At 60.5% G+C, this 18,818-nt stretch carries 16 protein-coding genes; 6 read left to right on the forward strand and 10 right to left on the reverse strand.

The window, feature by feature from the left end; all coding sequences use genetic code 11:
* Positions 1 to 145: 145 nt before the first annotated feature.
* The 3 genes from MKS85_RS21715 to MKS85_RS21730 form a co-directional block, all read right to left on the reverse strand.
* The gene (locus MKS85_RS21715; protein WP_139048504.1) at positions 146 to 1,282 is read right to left on the reverse strand and encodes a branched-chain amino acid ABC transporter substrate-binding protein; all 1,137 of its coding nucleotides are present in this window, start codon (positions 1,280 to 1,282) and stop codon (positions 146 to 148) included.
* A gap of 365 nt (positions 1,283 to 1,647) precedes the next feature.
* The gene (locus tag MKS85_RS21720; RefSeq protein WP_139048505.1) at positions 1,648 to 2,931 is read right to left on the reverse strand and encodes an FAD-binding oxidoreductase; all 1,284 of its coding nucleotides are present in this window, start codon (positions 2,929 to 2,931) and stop codon (positions 1,648 to 1,650) included.
* A gap of 164 nt (positions 2,932 to 3,095) precedes the next feature.
* A complete protein-coding gene (locus MKS85_RS21730) occupies positions 3,096 to 4,586 on the reverse strand; it encodes an aldehyde dehydrogenase family protein (protein ID WP_139048506.1) in 1,491 nt (496 codons plus the stop codon).
* Between the two features lie 177 nt (positions 4,587 to 4,763).
* On the opposite strand from MKS85_RS21730, the gene MKS85_RS21735 reads away from it, so the two are divergent.
* From MKS85_RS21735 to nadE, 3 genes are all read left to right on the forward strand, one after another.
* Positions 4,764 to 5,669, forward strand: coding sequence for a LysR family transcriptional regulator (locus MKS85_RS21735; RefSeq protein WP_107321470.1), 906 nt, complete (start codon positions 4,764 to 4,766; stop codon positions 5,667 to 5,669).
* Positions 5,670 to 5,834: 165 nt separating this feature from the next.
* On the forward strand, positions 5,835 to 7,040 hold the full coding sequence (gene pncB, locus MKS85_RS21740) for a nicotinate phosphoribosyltransferase (protein ID WP_047227331.1): 1,206 nt from the start codon (positions 5,835 to 5,837) through the stop codon (positions 7,038 to 7,040).
* Positions 7,041 to 7,063: 23 nt separating this feature from the next.
* Positions 7,064 to 7,891, forward strand: coding sequence for an ammonia-dependent NAD(+) synthetase (nadE, locus tag MKS85_RS21745; protein WP_047227330.1), 828 nt, complete (start codon positions 7,064 to 7,066; stop codon positions 7,889 to 7,891).
* 293 nt (positions 7,892 to 8,184) lie between these two features.
* Here nadE and azu read toward each other — a convergent pair whose 3' ends face one another.
* On the reverse strand, positions 8,185 to 8,631 hold the full coding sequence (gene azu, locus MKS85_RS21750; protein ID WP_107321469.1) for an azurin: 447 nt from the start codon (positions 8,629 to 8,631) through the stop codon (positions 8,185 to 8,187).
* Between the two features lie 156 nt (positions 8,632 to 8,787).
* On the opposite strand from azu, the gene MKS85_RS21755 reads away from it, so the two are divergent.
* The 3 genes from MKS85_RS21755 to MKS85_RS21765 all read left to right on the forward strand — a co-directional run bounded on the left by MKS85_RS21755 (position 8,788) and on the right by MKS85_RS21765 (position 9,822).
* Positions 8,788 to 8,913 carry a hypothetical protein gene (locus MKS85_RS21755; RefSeq protein WP_262927085.1) on the forward strand — a complete coding sequence of 42 codons (126 nt, stop codon included), beginning with the start codon at positions 8,788 to 8,790 and terminating at the stop codon, positions 8,911 to 8,913.
* Positions 8,914 to 8,974: 61 nt separating this feature from the next.
* Complete coding sequence (locus tag MKS85_RS21760; RefSeq protein ID WP_107321468.1) at positions 8,975 to 9,562, forward strand: TIGR00730 family Rossman fold protein; 588 nt, start codon at positions 8,975 to 8,977, stop codon at positions 9,560 to 9,562.
* 68 nt (positions 9,563 to 9,630) lie between these two features.
* Positions 9,631 to 9,822, forward strand: coding sequence for a hypothetical protein (locus MKS85_RS21765; protein WP_047227327.1), 192 nt, complete (start codon positions 9,631 to 9,633; stop codon positions 9,820 to 9,822).
* Positions 9,823 to 9,929: 107 nt separating this feature from the next.
* Here the strand turns inward: MKS85_RS21765 and MKS85_RS21770 are convergent, their stop codons facing one another.
* From MKS85_RS21770 to MKS85_RS21795, 6 genes are all read right to left on the reverse strand, one after another.
* Entirely contained in the window at positions 9,930 to 10,823 is an 894-nt protein-coding gene (locus tag MKS85_RS21770; protein WP_188252149.1) for a transglutaminase family protein, read from the reverse strand.
* Positions 10,823 to 13,309 carry a circularly permuted type 2 ATP-grasp protein gene (locus MKS85_RS21775; RefSeq protein ID WP_188252150.1) on the reverse strand — a complete coding sequence of 829 codons (2,487 nt, stop codon included), beginning with the start codon at positions 13,307 to 13,309 and terminating at the stop codon, positions 10,823 to 10,825. Before MKS85_RS21775 ends, MKS85_RS21770 begins: the two co-directional genes overlap by 1 nt.
* A 101-nt stretch (positions 13,310 to 13,410) precedes the next feature.
* Positions 13,411 to 16,686 (reverse strand): DUF2126 domain-containing protein, encoded by a 3,276-nt coding sequence (locus MKS85_RS21780; RefSeq protein WP_188252151.1) that lies wholly within the window; start codon positions 16,684 to 16,686, stop codon positions 13,411 to 13,413.
* Positions 16,687 to 16,861: 175 nt separating this feature from the next.
* Positions 16,862 to 17,200, reverse strand: coding sequence for a hypothetical protein (locus MKS85_RS21785; RefSeq protein WP_409078024.1), 339 nt, complete (start codon positions 17,198 to 17,200; stop codon positions 16,862 to 16,864).
* 125 nt (positions 17,201 to 17,325) lie between these two features.
* Entirely contained in the window at positions 17,326 to 17,787 is a 462-nt protein-coding gene (locus tag MKS85_RS21790; RefSeq protein ID WP_188252152.1) for a hypothetical protein, read from the reverse strand.
* A complete protein-coding gene (locus MKS85_RS21795; protein WP_047227321.1) occupies positions 17,787 to 18,704 on the reverse strand; it encodes a hypothetical protein in 918 nt (305 codons plus the stop codon). Before MKS85_RS21795 ends, MKS85_RS21790 begins: the two co-directional genes overlap by 1 nt.
* Positions 18,705 to 18,818 lie beyond the last annotated feature (114 nt).

Raw genomic sequence — 18,818 nt, forward strand, 5'->3', positions numbered from 1 at the left:
CTGCACGCACACCGCTGCGACGGACCGGGGTTCAGCCGCCGACGCTGCACGATGTGCGCGCAGCTCTCGGGAGAAAAGACAGGTACTGCATGAACACGGGTAAACCGCCCGGCACCAGGGGCGCCGGGCGATTCAGCCGTTCATGTCACTTCTGTTTTTCCAACTGATGGTATTTGCCGTCCTTGTCCCACTGGTAAACCACGTAGTCGGAGACTTTCAGGTCGCCCTTGGAGTCCCACTCCTTCTTGCCCATCACGGTCTGGACCGGATTGGCCTTGAGCCATTCGGCCGCGGCTTCGCCGTCATTTTTCTTGGCGCCGTTGAAACCCGCCGCCAGGGCCTGGACCGAGGCGTAGGCGTACAGGGTGTAGCCTTCCGGCTCGGTGCCCTTGGCACGGAACGCGTCCACCACGGCCTTGCTGTCTGGCAGCAGGCGTGGGTCGGCGCCGAAGGTCATGTACACACCATCCACGTATTGCGGGCCGCCGGCGGTGGTGACCAGTTCGTCGGTGACGATGCCGTCGTCGGACATGAATTTCACGTCCTTGAGGCCTTGCTCACGCAACTGGCGGACCAGTGGGCCGGCTTCCGGGTGCAGACCGCCGAAGTAGACCACGTCGGCACCGGCCGCACGGATCTTGGTGACCACGGCGCTGAAGTCTTTCTCGCCACGGGTCAGGCCTTCGTACAGCACCGGCTCCACGCCACGCTTGGCCAACTGCGCCTTGGTAGCATCCGCCAGGCCTTGGCCGTAGGTGTCCTTGTCGTGCAGGACGACGACTTTCTTGCCCTTGAGCACGTCAACGATGTAGTCGCCGGCGACGATGCCCTGCTGGTCGTCACGACCGCACATACGGAACATCGCGCTCAGGCCGCGCTCGGTGACCTGCGGGTTGGTGGAACCCGGAGTGATGGAGATGATGCCGGCATCGCCGTAGACCTCGGACGCCGGGATGGTGGACGAGGAACAGAAGTGACCGACCACGCCAAGAACCTTGTCCTGATCGACAAAGCGGTTGGCCACGGCCACGGCCTGCTTCGGTTCGCAGGCGTCGTCGCCCTGTACCAGAACGATTTTCTCGCCGTTCACGCCACCCTTGGCATTGATCTCGTCTGCCGCCGCTTGTGCGCCTTTCATGTACTGCTCGCCAAATGCCGCGTTGGCACCGGTCATCGGACCCGCTACGCCGATCTTGACGTCGGCCTGAGCAAACGCAGAAACACCCAGCGCAGCTGCCACTGCGAGGGCCAGAAAGCCTTTCTTGTAAAACGTCTGGGACATGAGGTGGTGCTCCAAGGTTTTTTTTAGTTGGCACTGCGACTTCACTGAAAAGCTCAGAGCAAGCGCCGTGCCATCGGTTTTTTATTCTTAAAAAAGTCGCTGCTTTATTGTTATTTCGACTGTTTCGAGCCCTTTTTTATTGGGCGTGCAACCGTCTAAACCGCACAAGGTACAACCATAGAACCAAATGGGTACAACCCTCCCTGAGCCATCATTGCAACCATCACACGAAACGACGTGCAACCCACCTGTAACAACCCGCGTCACCGAACTGCACACTGGCGGTGCACAACTGCTACAACCCGCACCATAACAGGCTAGACGTTGTGGTGGAAAACGAGCGCTGCGGCAACATTTTTCAACATTCAGATCACAATTCGCAGGCACTGGCCGGCGTGATACAGCGAAAAACCCGCTTCATACAAGCAGCTGCGCAAGCCTGTCCCGGCCAGTGGCCGCATGGCGGCGAAGGGAATCGGCAGCGTGCTGGCGTCGCCGTGACACAGATAGTCGGCAAAGGCTTTGCCCACTACTGTGCCAGTCGTCACGCCGCGGCCGTTGTAACCCGTCACGGCCACCAGACCGGGGGCCGGCTCGAACAGGCGCATCAGGTGATCGGGGGTGAAGGCGATACATCCGGTCCAGGTGCATTCCCATTCCACCGGCTTGAGGTAAGGGAAATAGTGCTGTTGCACCCGGTCGGCCCACGCCTTGAGGAACCAGGTGGGTTTGCGATTGCCATTACCCAGGCTGCCCAGCAACAGACGCCCGTCCTTGTCCCGACGAATGCTGCTCAGTACCTGGCGGGTGTCCCACGAGCCCTGGCCGCCTGGCAGGATGCGCTGCGCCGCTTCGTCGGTCAGCGGAGCGGAAGCAACCTGATAGTAGTAACCGGGAAAGAAATTGCGCCGCAGCTCGGTCCAGTCACCTTCGGTGTAGGCATTGGACGCGATCACCACTTGCTCGGCCAGTACCGAACCCTGGGCAGTTTGCACCGACCAGCGCTGGCCCTGGCGTTCCAGGCGCGTGACGGGGGAATGATCAAACAACTGGCCACCAAGGTCGCTGGCAGCCTTGGCCAGCCCACTGGTGTAGGCCATCGGATTGAGCGTGCCGGCACGCCGGTCGAGCAATGCCGCAGCGATTTTCGAGGTGCCCGTGGCCTGGGCACACGCCTGGCCGGTGAGCAACTCCACCGGGGCGCCACGGCGCTTCCATTGTTCTTCACGACTGCGCAGGTCCGCTTCGCCCCTGGCGTTGTGAGCCATGTGCAGCGTGCCTTCGCGTCGCAGCTGGCAATCAATGTTGTATTTATCGACGAGGCTGAACACCAGCGCCGGCGCCGCCCCGAGCATACGATTGAGCTGGCTGCCCACCGCTTCGCCGAAGCCGGCTTCTATCTCATCCGGCGGGATCCACAAGCCGGCGTTGACCAATCCGACATTGCGCCCCGACCCACCATGCCCGGCCCGATGGGCCTCCAGCACAGCCACGCGCTTGCCTTGTTCGAGCAAATGCACCGCCGCCGACAAACCGGTAAAACCTGCGCCGATCACGCAGACATCCACCGTGATTTCGCCGGTGAGGGCGGTATTTTCAGGTCTTTGCGGCGTCAGTTTTTCCCACAGACATTCTTCGCGTAACGGCATTGCCAGACTCCGGAAATGAAACCCAACCACTGCACAGTTCAATTGTGGGAGCGAGCTTGCTCGCGAAGGCGGCAGACCAGTCGACATTGATGTTGAATGACAGTCCGCTTTCGCGAGCAAGCTCGCTCCCACAGGGGATCTTCATCGGTCGAAGATCCAGTTTCTCAGTCGAAAGTAATCCCCTGCGCCAACGGCAGCTCCAGCGAGTAGTTCACGGTGTTGGTCTGGCGACGCATGTAACCGCGCCATGCATCGGAGCCTGACTCACGTCCGCCGCCAGTCTCTTTCTCGCCGCCGAACGCGCCGCCGATTTCCGCGCCGCTCGGGCCGATGTTGACGTTGGCGATGCCGCAGTCGCTGCCCACTGCTGACATGAATTGCTCGGCTTCACGCACGTCCGTGGTGAAGATGCAGGACGACAGGCCTTGAGGCACCGCGTTATTGAGTTGCAGGGCCTGGGCAAAATCCTTGTAGCCGACCACATAAAGGATCGGGGCGAAGGTTTCGTGGCACACCACATCGCTCTGCTCCGGCATCTCGACGACGGCCGGCGATACGTAGTAGGCATTCGGGAACTGGTCTTCAAGCTGGCGTTTGCCACCAAATACTCGCCCGCCTTCGCTCAAGGCCTGCTCCAGTGCATCCTGCATGTTTTCGAAGCTCTGCTTGTCGATCAGCGGCCCGACCAGGTTGCCTTCCAGCGGATGGCCGATGCGCACTTTCGAATAAGCGGCCTTGAGCCGGCTGACGATCTCTTCTTTCACTGACTCATGGGCAATCAGGCGGCGCAGCGTCGTGCAACGTTGGCCGGCGGTGCCGACGGCGCTGAACAGGATGGCGCGCACGGCCATGTCCAGATCGGCGCTGGGGGCCAGGATCATCGCATTGTTGCCACCCAGTTCGAGGATGCTGCGGGCAAAGCGCGCGGCGACTTTCGGCGCCACTTCACGACCCATGCGGGTGCTGCCGGTGGCGCTGATCAACGCGACGCGCGGATCGTCCACCAGCGCTTCGCCGGCATCGCGACCGCCGATGATCACTTGACTGAGGTACGGTGGCGCATCGCTGAAGTTCTTCAGCACACGTTCGAACAACGCCTGGCAGGCCAGGGCGGTGAGCGGGGTCTTTTCCGAGGGTTTCCAGATCACCGCATTGCCGCAAACCAGGGCCAGCGTGGTGTTCCAGGCCCAGACCGCCACGGGGAAGTTGAAAGCGCTGATCACGCCGACCACGCCCAGCGGATGCCAGGATTCACGCATGTGGTGGCCCGGACGCTCGGAGGCGATGGTCAGGCCGTACAGCTGACGGGACAGACCGACCGCGAAGTCGCAGATGTCGATCATCTCTTGCACTTCACCCAAACCTTCCTGGGTGATCTTGCCGGCTTCCCAGGACACCAGCTCGCCGAGGTCGGCCTTGTACTCGCGCAGCAGGTCACCGAATTGACGTACCAGCTCGCCGCGGCGAGGGGCCGGCACCTGGCGCCACAGGTCGAACGCATGCTCGGCGCGGCTGACCTGCTGCTCAACCTCTGCGGCGCCCTCCCAGTTCACGGCGCCGATGCGACTGCCGTCGATGGGCGAATGCACCGGTTGTGTGCCGCTCTGGTACAAGGCCGGTTCAACACCCAGACGATCAAGCAATGCAGCAACCATGGTTAATTCCTCAAACAAAAGACAAAGAATTGGCAGCCGGACGATCACGGCTGATCAGACCTGTAGTTGTAGCTGGCCCGAGACTTGCCAACAAACGACCTTTAAGCGAGATATCATTCCGTTTATTCATGCTGGCCATGACCGGATAAGCAGCGCCACAAGAAATAAGGCCTCATCATGATCAATAAACGCTATTTGCCGTCGATCACGGCGCTACAGTGCTTCGAAGCGGTGACCCGACACCTGAGCTTCACTCGCGCCGCCGAAGAGCTGAACCTGACTCAGAGCGCCGTCAGCAAACAGGTCGCACAGTTGGAGGAACTGCTACAGCATTTGCTGTTTCGCCGCGTACGTCGACGCTTGCAGCTGACACCGGCCGGGGATTTGTACCTGGGGGAGGTACGAAAAATCCTTACGCAGGTGGAGATGTCGACCCACTACTTGCGCTCCTACGGCGGCGATACCGAAGTCCTACGGGTTTCCACACCGCCAACCTTCGGAGCTCGCTGGCTGGTCCCACGGCTCAAAGGCTGGCGCCTGCGGCACCCGAAAATTCATCTGGACCTGTGCAGCGAGCAGGAGGCCGACGACTTGCTTCAGGGGCGCAGCGACCTGGCGTTCTATTTCGGCCAGGGCTCACGGCCCGGCGCCGAATCCCTGAAACTGTTCGGCGAAGAACTGGTGCCGGTCTGCGCGCCTGGCAATCTGCCGGCCCAGCCCTTCAGCGACCCGACGCAACTGACCGATCTGGTGCTGCTGCAAAACGCCTCACGCCCCCAGGCCTGGCACGACTGGTTCGCCAGCCAGGGTTATCACACCGAACACAGCTACCACGGGCCGCGCTTCGAAACGTTCTACATGTGCATCCGCGCCGCCCAGGTTGGCTGCGGCGTCGCCCTGCTGCCGCGGTTTCTGGTGGAAGAAGAACTGGCTGACGGCAAGCTGGTGATCCCCTGGCACTATGCGATGCCCAGTACCGATGCCTATTACCTGGCCTATCCTGAACATTCGGCGGAAGTGCCCAAGGTCAGGCTTTTTGTGGAGTGGATGCTGGAGCAGAACGAGGTTTCGATGGCACCTTGAGCTTACCCGCGATGAGGCCCGTTGGCCTATCCAGACACTCCAGCGGGGTACCTGTTGCTAAAAAATCGCTGGCAATACTCACCACGGTTATGCGCCACTAGCCCCTTCACCACCAACCGCTGCACCCCGCTGCCCGCCGCAGCGGCCTGTCTGGAGATTCCCGCCATGAGCGAGAGTGTATTTGCCGATCGCATCGTGCAGAACCTGCTCGACACCGACTTCTACAAACTGACGATGATGCAGGCGGTGCTGCACAACTACCCCAACGTCGAAGTCGAATGGGAGTTTCGCTGCCGCAACAGCGAAGACCTGCGCCCGTATCTGGCAGAGATCCGCTTTCAGATCGAACGCCTGGCCGAGCTGAGTCTGAGCGTCGACCAGTTGGGCTTCCTGGAGCGCATCAGCTTCCTCAAACCCGATTTCCTGCGTTTTCTGGGCCTGTTCCGTTTCAATCTGCGCTATGTGCACACCGGTATCGAGAACGGCGAGCTGTTTATCCGCCTGCGTGGGCCATGGTTGCATGTGATTCTGTTCGAAGTGCCGCTGCTGGCCATCGTCAGCGAGGTACGTAATCGCTATCGCTACCGCGAGATCGTTCTGGAGCAGGCGCGCGAACAGCTGTATCGCAAGTTCGACTGGCTGACCGCCAACGCCAGCGCCGACGAGTTATCCGAACTGCAGGTCGCGGACTTCGGCACCCGCCGGCGGTTTTCCTATCGCGTCCAGGAAGAAGTCGTCAACGTGCTCAAGCACGATTTCCCTGGACGCTTCGTCGGTACCAGCAATGTGCACCTGTCCCGCGAGCTGGACATGAAACCCCTGGGCACCATGGCCCACGAATGGATCATGGCCCATCAGCAACTGGGCCCGCGGCTGATCGACAGTCAGATCGCCGCCCTCGATTGCTGGGTGCGTGAGTACCGGGGCCTGCTGGGAATCGCACTGACCGATTGCATCACCATGGACGCTTTCCTCAAGGACTTCGATCTGTTCTTCGCCAAGCTGTTCGACGGCTTGCGCCATGACTCCGGGGACCCGGTCATCTGGGCCGAAAAAGCCATTGCTCACTACCACAAGCTCGGTATCGACCCGATGAGCAAGACACTGGTGTTCTCCGATAGCCTGACACTGCCCAAATGCCTGGAGATTTTTCGGGCATTGCGTGGTCGCATTAATGTCAGCTTCGGTATCGGCACCAACCTGACGTGTGACATCCCGGGTGTGGAGCCGATGAGCATCGTGCTTAAAATGATCAGCTGTGACGGGCAACCCGTGGCCAAGATTTCAGACGAGCCCGGCAAGACCCACTGCAAAGACCCGAATTTCGTCGCCTACATGCGACACGTTTTCCAAGTACCTGCCGCCCTTTGACACACCAAGCAAGGAGTGAATTCATGCAAGCCGTACAGCGTGAGATTGCTGAACAGCTCAAGGTTCAGCCACCGTTCGCCGATGACGCTGCCCTCAAGGCCGAAGTCGCTCGTCGGGTGGGCTTTATCCAGGATTGTCTGGTCAACTCCGGACTCAAGACCCTCGTACTGGGCATCAGCGGCGGGGTCGATTCGCTGACCGCCGGCCTGCTGGCCCAACGCGCAGCGCGTGAACTGCGGGAGAAAACCGGCAACGCCGCCTACAAGTTCATTGCCGTGCGTCTGCCGTACGAAACCCAGTTCGACGAACATGAAGCCCAGGCCTGCGTGGACTTCATCGAGCCGGACGAGCGCCATACCGTCAACATCGGTCCGGCAGTCAAGGCACTGGCCAAGGAAGTGCTGGCGTTCGAAGGCAAAGGGCCGGGCTCCCGGGATTTCGTGCTGGGCAATACCAAGGCGCGGATGCGCATGGTGGCGCAGTACACCATCGCCGGTGCCGAGCAAGGCCTGGTCATCGGCACCGACCATGCGGCCGAAGCCGTGATGGGTTTCTTCACCAAGTTCGGTGACGGCGCCTGTGACCTGGCCCCGTTGAGCGGCCTGGTGAAAAACCAGGTCCGGGCTATTGCCCGAGACTTCGGCGCGCCGGAATCGCTGGTGGAAAAAGTCCCCACTGCCGACCTTGAGGACCTGTCGCCCGGCAAGCCCGACGAAGCCGCCCACGGCGTGACCTATGGCGAGATCGATGCGTTCCTGCATGGGCTGCCGGTGCGCGAAGAAGCCGCTCGAATCATTTGCGAGACCTATCGCAAGACCGAGCACAAGCGGGTGATGCCGTACGCGCCGTGACCGGCAATCCCTGTGGGAGCGAGCCTGCTCGCGATAGCGGTGGGTCAGTTTGCATTGATGTTGAATGTGCTGCCGTCATCGCGAGCAGGCTCGCTCCCACAGGATGTGCGGTTATTGGNGTGACCGGCAATCCCTGTGGGAGCGAGCCTGCTCGCGATAGCGGTGGGTCAGTTTGCATTGATGTTGAATGTGCTGCCGTCATCGCGAGCAGGCTCGCTCCCACAGGATGTGCGGTTATTGGCGAGGCACAAAAAAGCGCCCTGAAACGGACGCTTTTTTTATGCCTGATGTGATTACTTCAGGGTAACCGTGCCTTTCATCATCGAGATGTGGCCCGGGAACGAGCAGAAGAAGCCGTATTTCTCATCGGCGCTCAGTTTCGATACATCGAAAGTCACCGAGTCCTTCTCCTTGGCCCCAATGAGCTTGGTGTGAGCGATGATGCGCGCATCGCCTTCTTTCAGGTAGTTCTTGTCGATGCCGGCTGCCAGGCCATCGGTAGCAATCGGCTGCATGTCAGCCTCTTTGCTCAGTACCCAGTTATGGCCCATGACGTTCTTCGGCAAGCTGCCTGAGTGAGTCAGTTCAACGGTGAAGGTCTTGCAGCTCTTGTCGATCTCGATGGCCTTGGTGCTGAAGGACATCTGGTCGGTCGAGTCGATGGTGGTCTTGCACTCGGCTGCCATCAGCTGGCTGCTGGCCAGCGTCAACAGGGATACTGCAGCAAGTTTGGCAAACATGGTGAATCTCCAAGGCATGGTTAGAAAAATTCCGTCAATGAGGAAGACTGCCTGAATTTCAGACAAGTTCCTATGACCTGAGTCAAAGATTGTATACAACTTAAGGCTATCAGCCTGATGAGCATAATCAACCAGCCAAAGGTATGAGGCGGCCATATGATCAGCTCCATCACCTCTCTGGAGTACCGCATCATGAACCTCAACAGCCTGCTGTGCAGCTTGCTTGCCGCCTACGCCTGCGGTGCCAGTGGCACCTACGAAAAACCCCGGCGCGAGGTTTAATTGCTTTGCGCAGCCAAAGCCAGGCTTTACTCTGGTCCAGTTACTGACCACGGAGTAAGGCATGTCTTTAGCGTCTGTTTGTGTATTTTGCGGCGCCAGCACCGGTAGCCACCCAGCCTATCGTGAAGCGGCGCAGGCCTTGGGGCGTGCGTTGGCAGAACGAAAACTGACCCTGGTCTATGGCGGCGGCGCGGTCGGCTTGATGGGCATCGTCGCCGATGCGGCCCTGGCGGCCGGCGGCGAAGTGATCGGTATCATCCCGCAGAGCCTCAAAGACAAGGAAATCGGCCACAGCGGCCTGACCCGCCTGGAAGTGGTGGACGGCATGCACGCCCGCAAGGCACGCATGGCTCAGCTCAGCGATGCCTTCATCGCCCTGCCCGGCGGCCTTGGCACGCTGGAGGAGTTGTTTGAAGTCTGGACCTGGGGCCAGCTCGGCTATCACAGCAAACCGCTGGGGCTGCTGGAAGTGAACGGTTTCTACAGCAAACTCACCGGTTTTCTTGATCATATCGTCGGCGAAGGCTTCGTCCGTGGGCCCCACCGTGACATGCTGCAAGTGAGCGAATCACCCCACCACCTGCTCGATGCGCTGGACGAATGGCAACCGTCGGTGCAGCCAAAGTGGGCCGAACAAAAACCCAGCTAACGGCTCGACCCCGATACAGGGCAGAATACGCGCCGCTCAACCTCACCTTCGACCCCAGAGGATCGCCCATGGCCAAACCCAATTATTCCTTCGCCAAACGTCAGAGAGACTTGGCCAAGGAGCAGAAGAAAGAGGAAAAGCTTCAGCGCAAGAAAGCTACCGCTGAAGAAGAAGCAGCAGCACTGACCCCGGATACCGAAGGCGACGTGGCAGCAGACGTAGATGTTGATGCACCGAAAGATCAGACGCCCGACGCCTGATACCCTCAGGGCCCGATGATCTGATCCGGCCCCCCGGTTCTGTGTCCAGGGTCGGCAGCCTCGCTGCCGGCCCTCACAGCCCAGTCCGTTCCCACACTGGGATCTGTTTACGATTCAAGCGGCATCACCGTCACCCGCACTTCGGGGTCATGATCACCGCCGCCCAGAATGACTCCCCGCAACGGCGACACATCGGAAAAATCCCGGCCCCAGGCCAATGTGATGTGTTCCAGCGCCGGCTGAACGTTGTTGGTCGGGTCGAAGTCCACCCAGCCCAGCACCGGGCAAAACACCGAGATCCAGGCGTGCGAGGCATCGGCACCGATCAACCGTGGCTGACCCGGCGGCGGTTGAGTCAACAGGTAGCCGCTGACGTAACGCGCCGCCAACCCGCGGGAGCGCACACAGGCCAGCATCAGGTGAGCAAAGTCCTGGCAAACGCCCCGCCGCCGTTCCAGCACCTCCACCAGCGGCGTTGCCACCTGGGTGGCTTCGGCATCGAAGGTGAACTCCTCGAATATCTTCTCCATCAGCGCCCGCACGCCGAGCATCAATGGGCGCCCCGGCGCGAAACAGCTTTCGGAAAACTCGACAAAGCTGCGCTTGAGGTGCACATAGGGTGACTCGAAACGATAGCGGCACGCATCCAGCAATGGAGCAGCCAGTGGCCGGCCGCTGTAGGTCAACGCATGGCAGGTTGACTCCCAGGCAGGGGACAAACTGAAGTCCAGCACAGGACGCGCCAACACTTCCACGCTCAGACGCGCGTTGACCAGCAACTCGTCATGGGGCCGTTCGAACGCCAAGCGGGTCAGTGGGTTGCCGAACACATCCAGCTCATCGCGGCGGGTCGTCGGCTCCGGGCTGATCAACAACTGCTGCTCGGTGCACCGCTGCCACTCACAGGGGCGCGGCCACAGGTGAGCAAGCTGCTGGGCCAGGGATACCGGGCTGTCGTAATGGTAGTGGGTGTCGTGGAAGATCTTGTAACGAGCGCTCATCAGACGGACACCGTACGCTGGCTGACGTCATCGACGTGAGCGAAATGACGCAAGGCCAGGCGATCGGACACCTGGCCGCTGACGTCGGCCACTTCCTGCAACAGATCGGCCAAGCCATCGAGGGCTGCGCGCAGGCTGGCCTCGCCGAACAGCGGACTCTCCAGGCAACGCAGGTCAAAGCATGACAGGCGAGCGACCAGCTCTGGCAAGGCGGTTTCCCTGGGCGCGCCGAAGTCATCGTTCAAGCGCTTGAGGGTACGGGCCACCAGTTTCAACTGGAAGAGCACCGCGTGAGGGTTTTGTTCGTCCAGCAACAGCAGGTCGAGCACCGGAATCAACTGGGCCACCGCCAGGTAACGCGAACGATAGGTGATGCTGCTGTTGCCCAGTTCCAGCAACCAGTCCAGCCCCGCCTGATCGAACACCGCCTCGCCTCGCAGGAACGCCGCCAGGCTGCTGCTGAGAAATTGCAGGCGCTCCAGACGACGACCGATCATCAGGAAACGCCAGCCCTCGTCGCGGGTCATGTCGTCCAACGCGAATCCGGACAACGCCGCCAGGGACATCACCAAACGGTTGAGAAAATCCAGCAACTCACCGAAATCCGGCTCCGCGGTTTCTAGCTCCATGGCTTCGCGCTGCAGCTCCACCAGTGCCTGCCAGTTCTCCCGGGACAGCTTGCCGCGAACCTGGGAGGCCGCCCACTGCAATCGCTGCAGGTTGGAACGCAGGCTGAACGACCAATCGTCCCCCAACAACGCCGCCAGCAGTCGCTCGGGCAGCTCGCCCTCCTCCGGCAACAGCATCAGGCTTTCCCCCAGGGACACCGCCGACTGCAGCGCTTGCGGGTCGTCGCCATCGACATAGCGCGCCAGCATGATCCGCAGCAGCCGCGCACTGTCGTCACAGCGCTCGCAGTAGCGACCGAACCAGAACAGATTTTCCACGACGCGGGACGGCAGATAGGGATCACGCCGAACCAGATCGTGGACGCCCACGGTTCGCTGGGCCTTCCATTGTTCGCCACTGGGCGCCTGTTCGCCCAGGACCCAGGTGTCCTTACTGGCGCCGCCTCGCTGCATCGACACCACTTCGGCGTCGGCCTCGGCCGCCACGCGGGTCAGGCCGCCCGGCAACACCCGATAGTCATCCTCCCCGGAAACGGCATACACGCGCATGCCGATGGCCCGCGGCTGAAGCTGACCGTCTTCGGCCTGCCAGACCGGTGCCTGGGACAGCTGCGCCAGTTCCTGGGCGACATAGGCGTAGGGACGCGCCTGCATGCGCGCGGCCAGAAGTACACGCTGTTGTTCGTTCAGGTCGCGCCCCAATACCGGGCTGAAACTTTGGGAAGGAAACGCCGGTTTGATCAGCAAATGCGGCAGTTTTTCCAAGGCCTGGGCCAGCACCGGCGGCTCACCGCACCACCAGGTGGCGATGGACGGCAGTATCAGTTCCTCACCGAACAGAAACTGGCTGATCTTTGGCAAAAAGCCCAACAAGCCCGGTGATTCCAGCACGCCGCTGCCCAAGGCATTGGCCACCAGAACCCGGCCCTGGCGCACCGCCTCCAACAATCCCGGTACACCCAAGGCCGAATCGGTGCGCAGCTCCAACGGGTCGCAGAAATCATCGTCGAGCCGGCGCATGATGGCGTGAACCCGTCGTAGCCCGCTCAGGGTCTTGAGGTACACCGTGGCGTCGCGAACGGTCAGGTCGCTCCCTTCCACCAGCGGATAGCCCAGCTGGCGCGCCAGGTAAAGGTGTTCGAAATAGCTTTCGTTGAACCGTCCAGGCGTCAACAGCACCACCAGCGGCGACTCGCCATCACTGGGGGCCTGACGCGCAAGGGTTTGCTGCAAGGTGCGGAAGAAACCGGCCAGGTGCTTGACCTTCAGGTCACGATACAAGTCGGGAAAGGCCCGGGAGACGATCATGCGATTTTCCAGCGCATACCCGGCCCCCGAAGGCGCCTGGGTCCGATCCGCCGTGACCCACCAGCGACCGTCGGGCGTACGGGCCAGATCCACGGCATACAGGTGCAGGAAAATGCCGTCCGGTGGCGTGATGCCCTGGCACGGCCAGAGAAAATTGTTGTGCCCGAACACCAGCTCCGCCGGCAGCAGCCCCTCACTGATCAGCCGTTGCGGCCCGTACAGGTCGGCCAGTACTGCGTTGAGCAAGCGTGCACGCTGGGCGATGCCCGCCGACAGTTGCTTCCACTCCTGCGCATCGATCACGTGGGGCAGCAGGTCCAGCTCCCACGGCCGGTCGGCGCCCTTCGGGTCCGCATAGACGTTGTAAGTGACACCGTTTTCCTGGATCTGCCGGGCCAACAGTGCCTGACGCTGGAGCAGTTGGGCCGGCGTACTGCGCTGCAAATGGTCGAGCAGGCGGCGCCAGTGCCCGCGCACCGCGCCACTGTCGTCCATCAATTCGTGATAGGTGCCCGTCGTCAGCGGGTAACGGTCAAGCAGGTCAGGCATGGAAAGCTCGGCAGACAGCAATGAAACGTGAGACTAGCGCAAGCGCATGACACCCGGATAGTTGAAATATCCGGGTGTCGTGTACGACTTAGGGAGCGCTCTCAAAAACGTCGCAGATCGAGCGTGAGGGGAAACTCGTCGTCCACTGTCAGGTGAGGTATCGGAAGTTTCCCAGGCGTGTGTCCGAGACGGAAAAAACGCGCCATTCGCCGGCTCTCCGCCTCATTGGCATTCACCGGCAGGCTGTCGTAATTACGTCCCCCCGGATGGGCCACATGATACTGGCACCCCCCCACCGAACGTTGCGTCCAGGTGTCGAGTAAATCGAAGACCAACGGCGCATGGACCGCAATGGTCGGCTGCAGGCAGTTGGCCGGTTGCCAGGCGCGAAAACGCACCCCGGCGACAAATTCGCCGACCCGGCCGGTGGCTTGAAGCGGCACCGGAACACCGTTGCAGGTCAGCAGATACCGTTGCGGCGCCAGGCCGCTAAGCTTGACCTGCAAACGTTCAAGAGAAGAGTCCACATACCGCACGGTGCCGCCCGCTGCCCCCTCTTCTCCCAGTACATGCCAGGGTTCAAGGGCCTGGCGCAATTGCAGTTCGATGCCGCTGACCGCGTAATCACCCACCTTGGGAAAACGAAACTCCAGGTGCGCGGCGAACCATTCGGCCCGCAGCGGGTAACCGGCGGCGTTCAGTTCATTGATGACGTCGGCAAAATCCTGTTCGATAAAATGCGGCAACAGGAAGCGGTCATGCAGTTCGGTCCCCCACCGCGCCAGCTTCGCAGGCAGGTAGGGCTCACGCCAGAACCGCGCCACCAGCGCCCGCAGCAATAGCTGCTGGGCCAGGCTCATACGGGCGTGGGGCGGCATTTCAAAAGCCCGCAGCTCCAATAGACCGAGACGCCCGGTGGCGCCGTCCGGCGAATAGAGCTTGTCGATGCAAAATTCGGCACGATGGGTGTTGCCGGTCACGTCGATCAACAGATTGCGCAACAGCCGATCAACCAGCCAGGGCGGGCACTCTTCGCCAGGTTGCGGCATTTGTGCGAAGGCAATTTCCAGCTCATACAACGCATCGTTGCGCGCTTCGTCCACCCGGGGCGCCTGGGACGTCGGGCCGATGAACAAGCCGGAAAACAGGTAGGACAACGACGGGTGGTTATGCCAGTAGCTGATGAGACTGCGCAGCAGGTCAGGGCGCCGTAGAAAGGGAGAGTCGGCCGGGGTTGCGCCCCCTAGTACGAAATGGTTGCCACCACCGGTGCCGGTGTGCCGACCGTCGATCATGAATTTCTCGGTGGTCAGCCGGGTCTGTCGCGCCTCTTCGTAAAGAAACTCGGTGCGCTCGACCAGTTCATCCCAGGTCGCGGACGGCTGCACGTTAACCTCGATCACACCCGGATCGGGGGTGATGCGAAAGTTACTCAGGCGCGGGTCGCTCGGCGGCTCGTAGCCTTCCAACAGTACCGGGCAATGCAGCTCCTCGGCTGTCGCTTCGATGGCGCTGACCAGTTCCAGATAATCCTCGACCCGCTCCAGGGGCGGCATGAACAGGTACAAACGCCCCTCGCGAGCCTCGGCACAAAACGCCGTGCGGGTCAGCCAGTCGGCGGATTCGTCAATCTGCGGGGCACGATCCTGCTCGGTTGCCGGCTCACCATGACGGGCCAGGCGTTCGGCATCGGGCAGCACCGGCAGGTCCTGGTTCGGGTCGGTGGGATGAATGAAGGGGTATTCGGCCGCTGTCACCCAGGGCTGGGAAGCCAATGGCAGGCGATAGCCCAGGGGCGAATCCCCCGGTACCAACCGGCAGTGACTATCGCGCAGGTACCATCGACCGCTTTGCCATTGATCGCCCTTGGCGGTACGCGCCAGCGGCAGGACCTGCCCGATCACTTTATCCAGGCCCTGACTGAAGACCTTGCGCAACCGTTCCCGCTCCAAAGCATCTTCCAGGCGGGGGTCCTGGGCCGTGACGTTCGATGGCAATGCACCTTCGCGCCAGAGGTAATAGAAATTGTCCTCGTAGGCTGGGAACACGAATCGCGCAGGAATTTTCAAACGCTCGGCAACGCTTGTCAGAAAGCGCCCGGCCATTTCGCCGTCGGCGCCGTAGTCCTGCTGCTCGTCAGCGATCAACGCACTGTTGTGCCAGATCGGCACTCCGTCACGCCGCCAATAGCAGTTGAGCGACCAGCGCGGCAACTGCTCACCGGGGTACCACTTGCCCTGGCCAAAATGCACAAGCCCCTGGGGCGCATAATGCTTGCGCATGCGCTGGAACAGCTCGGCGGAGAGGCGACGTTTGTCCGGCCCCAGCGCGGCGGTGTTCCATTCGGCGCCGTCCGGGTCATCAATCGAGACGAAGGTCGGTTCGCCCCCCATGGTCAGGCGCACATCGCCTTCCAGCAGGTCGGCATCAATTTTCCGGCCCAACGCCTGAATCGCCAGCCACTGCTCTTCGGTGTAGGGCTTGGTGACCCGTGGCGCTTCCCAGATCCGCTCGACGGACATTTCGTGGCTGAATTCGCACTCGCACGGTTCCACCAAGCCACTGATGGGCGCCGCCGAGGACGGATCGGGACTACAGGCCAACGGGATATGCCCTTCACCGGCGAACAACCCGGACGTCGCATCCAGGCCGATCCAGCCGGCACCGGGCAGGTAGACCTCGCACCAGGCATGCAAGTCGGTGAAATCCACCTCGGTACCGGACGGACCGTCGAGGCTTTTCACGTCGGCGGTCAACTGGATCAGGTAACCGGAAACGAACCGCGCGGCCAGGCCAAGGTTGCGCAACAACTGCACCAGCAACCAGGCCGAGTCGCGGCAGGAACCGGACGCATGCTCCAGGGTGTGCTCCGGGGTCTGGACGCCCGGTTCCATACGGATCAGGTAGTTGATGTCTTCGCTCAGGCGCTGGTTGAGCGCCACCAGGAAATCCACCGCCGGCAACGGCGTGCGGTCGATGCCGTCCAGATAGGCTTGGAATCTCGGCGTCAACGGCAGGGTTTCAAGGTAAGGCGCCAACTCCTTGCGCTCATCGGCGGCATAGGTGAACGGGATTTTTTCCGCGTAGGGTTCCAGGAAAAAGTCGAACGGATTGAACACCGCCATTTCAGCCAGCAGATCGACTTCAATGCGCAGCTCCCGGGTTCTCTCGGGAAACACCAACCGCGCCAGGTAATTGCCCTGGGGATCCTGCTGCCAGTTGATGAAGTGCTGATCGGGCGCGACCTTCAGCGCATAAGAAAGAATGCGCGTGCGGCTGTGGGCCGCCGGGCGCAGGCGAACGATCTGCGGACCGAGCTCGACAGCGCGGTCGTACCGGTAATGCGTGACATGGTGCAATGCGACGTGAATCGACACGACGTACCTCCTGCGAGCCTGGGCGTTATCGAAAGCGGCGCAAGACTTATGCCATGCAGGCAAGCCGGACACTTTCTTCGTCTACTCAAGGCAGTAGAGCACTAAAAGCGCGCGATGCTCGCATTCGGGTGCAAAGCTAAGCACATAAATGTGGCAGCGGCGGTAGCGAATCGACTCAACGCCGTGAGCGGGAGGCTTTGGCGGCCTGGATGAAGAGTTCGCGTTGGCGGCGGACTTCTACCAGCTTGCTGCGCATTTCGCGGTGACGTTTGCTGTTGAGCAGTAGCAGCCCGAGCAATGGAAAAAACAGACCCGCCGCATAAACGAATCGATTCGGGCGATAACCAATAGTCGGCAAGACACACAACAGACAGGCCACAAAGAGCCCGGCAAACACCCAGACCCAACCCGCTCTGCCGCGCGCGACCATAAAGTTGCTATGGACCAGAACCAACGTACAAATAGCAATGCATACAGCGGAAATTTTCGCTTGGCTCGACAACGTAGCGCGCACAAAAAAACTGTCGAGAAGAGCAAAGAGTGCGAGTAAACACGATATTTTTTCGCCACGAATATCGTCGCGATGAAGGTCGGAAAGTAGCGCTTCATAAAATGGATGAAAGTCGCATAGTTTTCCATCTAGCGTCCTTTCCTTTTCTTCTGCAGACGGACGGCAGACCTTATCGCCATACGCTCCTCGCGCAACTCCAACAATTTCTGGCGCATCTCTCGATGGCGCTTGCTGTTGAGCAATAGCAGCCCCAGCAACGGGAACAACAACCCCGTCACATAGGCAAAAGGATGCGGCTTGTAGCCGTAGGTGGGGAGGACCGTGAAGAGACACGCCAGATAGAACACAACGATGGCACGAACACCCCATGACCTCCCCCTGATCATGACGAAATGGCTCAACGCCAAGAGCAGAGAGAGGATCAGCGCAACCAGAAAAGAATACTTGGCCCGTTCAGGATCGCCTCGAAAGTAAGTGCTAGAGACTAATGAAATTGAAGCGGAAACCGCGAAACAGGCTAGAAAAAAAGCGCAGATGAAGGTTGGAAAATAATGAGCGAGGAAAGCGTTCAATGAATGCTTGCGGTCCATTATTCAACTTCCTCATACAGCCCCACGGCAATTGTCTTCAGGTTCCCAGACAAGCTACTGCCCGTTAAGCCGATGGCGGCCCCCAGAGAGTCGCGAATCTGGGTCACGGTCGCGTGATTGATCTGGGTAGCCGTGAAACGCTTTGCAAGCGTCCCCGAACGCTGGCGAAGCTTCAATAGTTTGTTAGTCAGGCTTGGGTCCTTCAGTGTTAACAACTCTTTGGTCAATGCCTTTCTTTGCTGACGAGTCAAACCTTTGGAAAGCTCGTACCAACTCCTGCCAGTCGAGACCTTCCTCGCTTGCAAGAGTTTGAGCGTTGTTAAAGTGGATGCCCCGGCTCCCAGCAATGACGCGGCATCCAACACTGGCATTGCGTAGCGATACCAGTCCTCACTGTCCATATCATCATTAGCTGCTGGATCGTTGAGTTCGTTGTAGGTACGCATGCTCCCAACCACGCACTGCGCAGTACTGGCAGCGGCGGCGGTTGCCCCCACGGCTGTGACAACCAGGCTTGCACCCGCTGTAAATGGAACTGCGATCGTGCCACTGAAAACCACAATCCAGCCCAGAATGGCGCCAGCGCAGGATAACGTCGTATTGACAGCCTCTCCCACTAAACGAGACTCACGCGGGTTGTTCTTTACCTGATCAGCAAACTGAGCCGGCGCAATGTACTTCTGCGCCTCGCGCAAGATGATCCGCTTGGGCTTGATACTGCAAATCGGCTTGAACTCGCGCAGGGTCACCACGTTGAATTCGGCATCGATGTACACCACGCCAGCGCCGACGATACTGGGATCGGCGTCGATGGCCGCGAACAGGCGCGGCAGGTTGATCTGGCTTTCGATGCGTTGGCGGGCCATGAACTGGGAGGGGCTGTAGTCCATGCCGATACCCGGTAAAGGGGTACTCATATGAATCGTCCTTGAAAATCCGAGGGTGAGAACTTTATTGCCTGTGTGGCCGTGATTGTGGGCAAGCCGGGCCCTCCCAGGGCCAACACTGACAAGAGCGGTGTTTGGCTTTAT

Source organism: Pseudomonas sp. JL2 (assembly GCF_031570495.1).
Taxonomy (GTDB): domain Bacteria; phylum Pseudomonadota; class Gammaproteobacteria; order Pseudomonadales; family Pseudomonadaceae; genus Aquipseudomonas; species Aquipseudomonas rhizophila.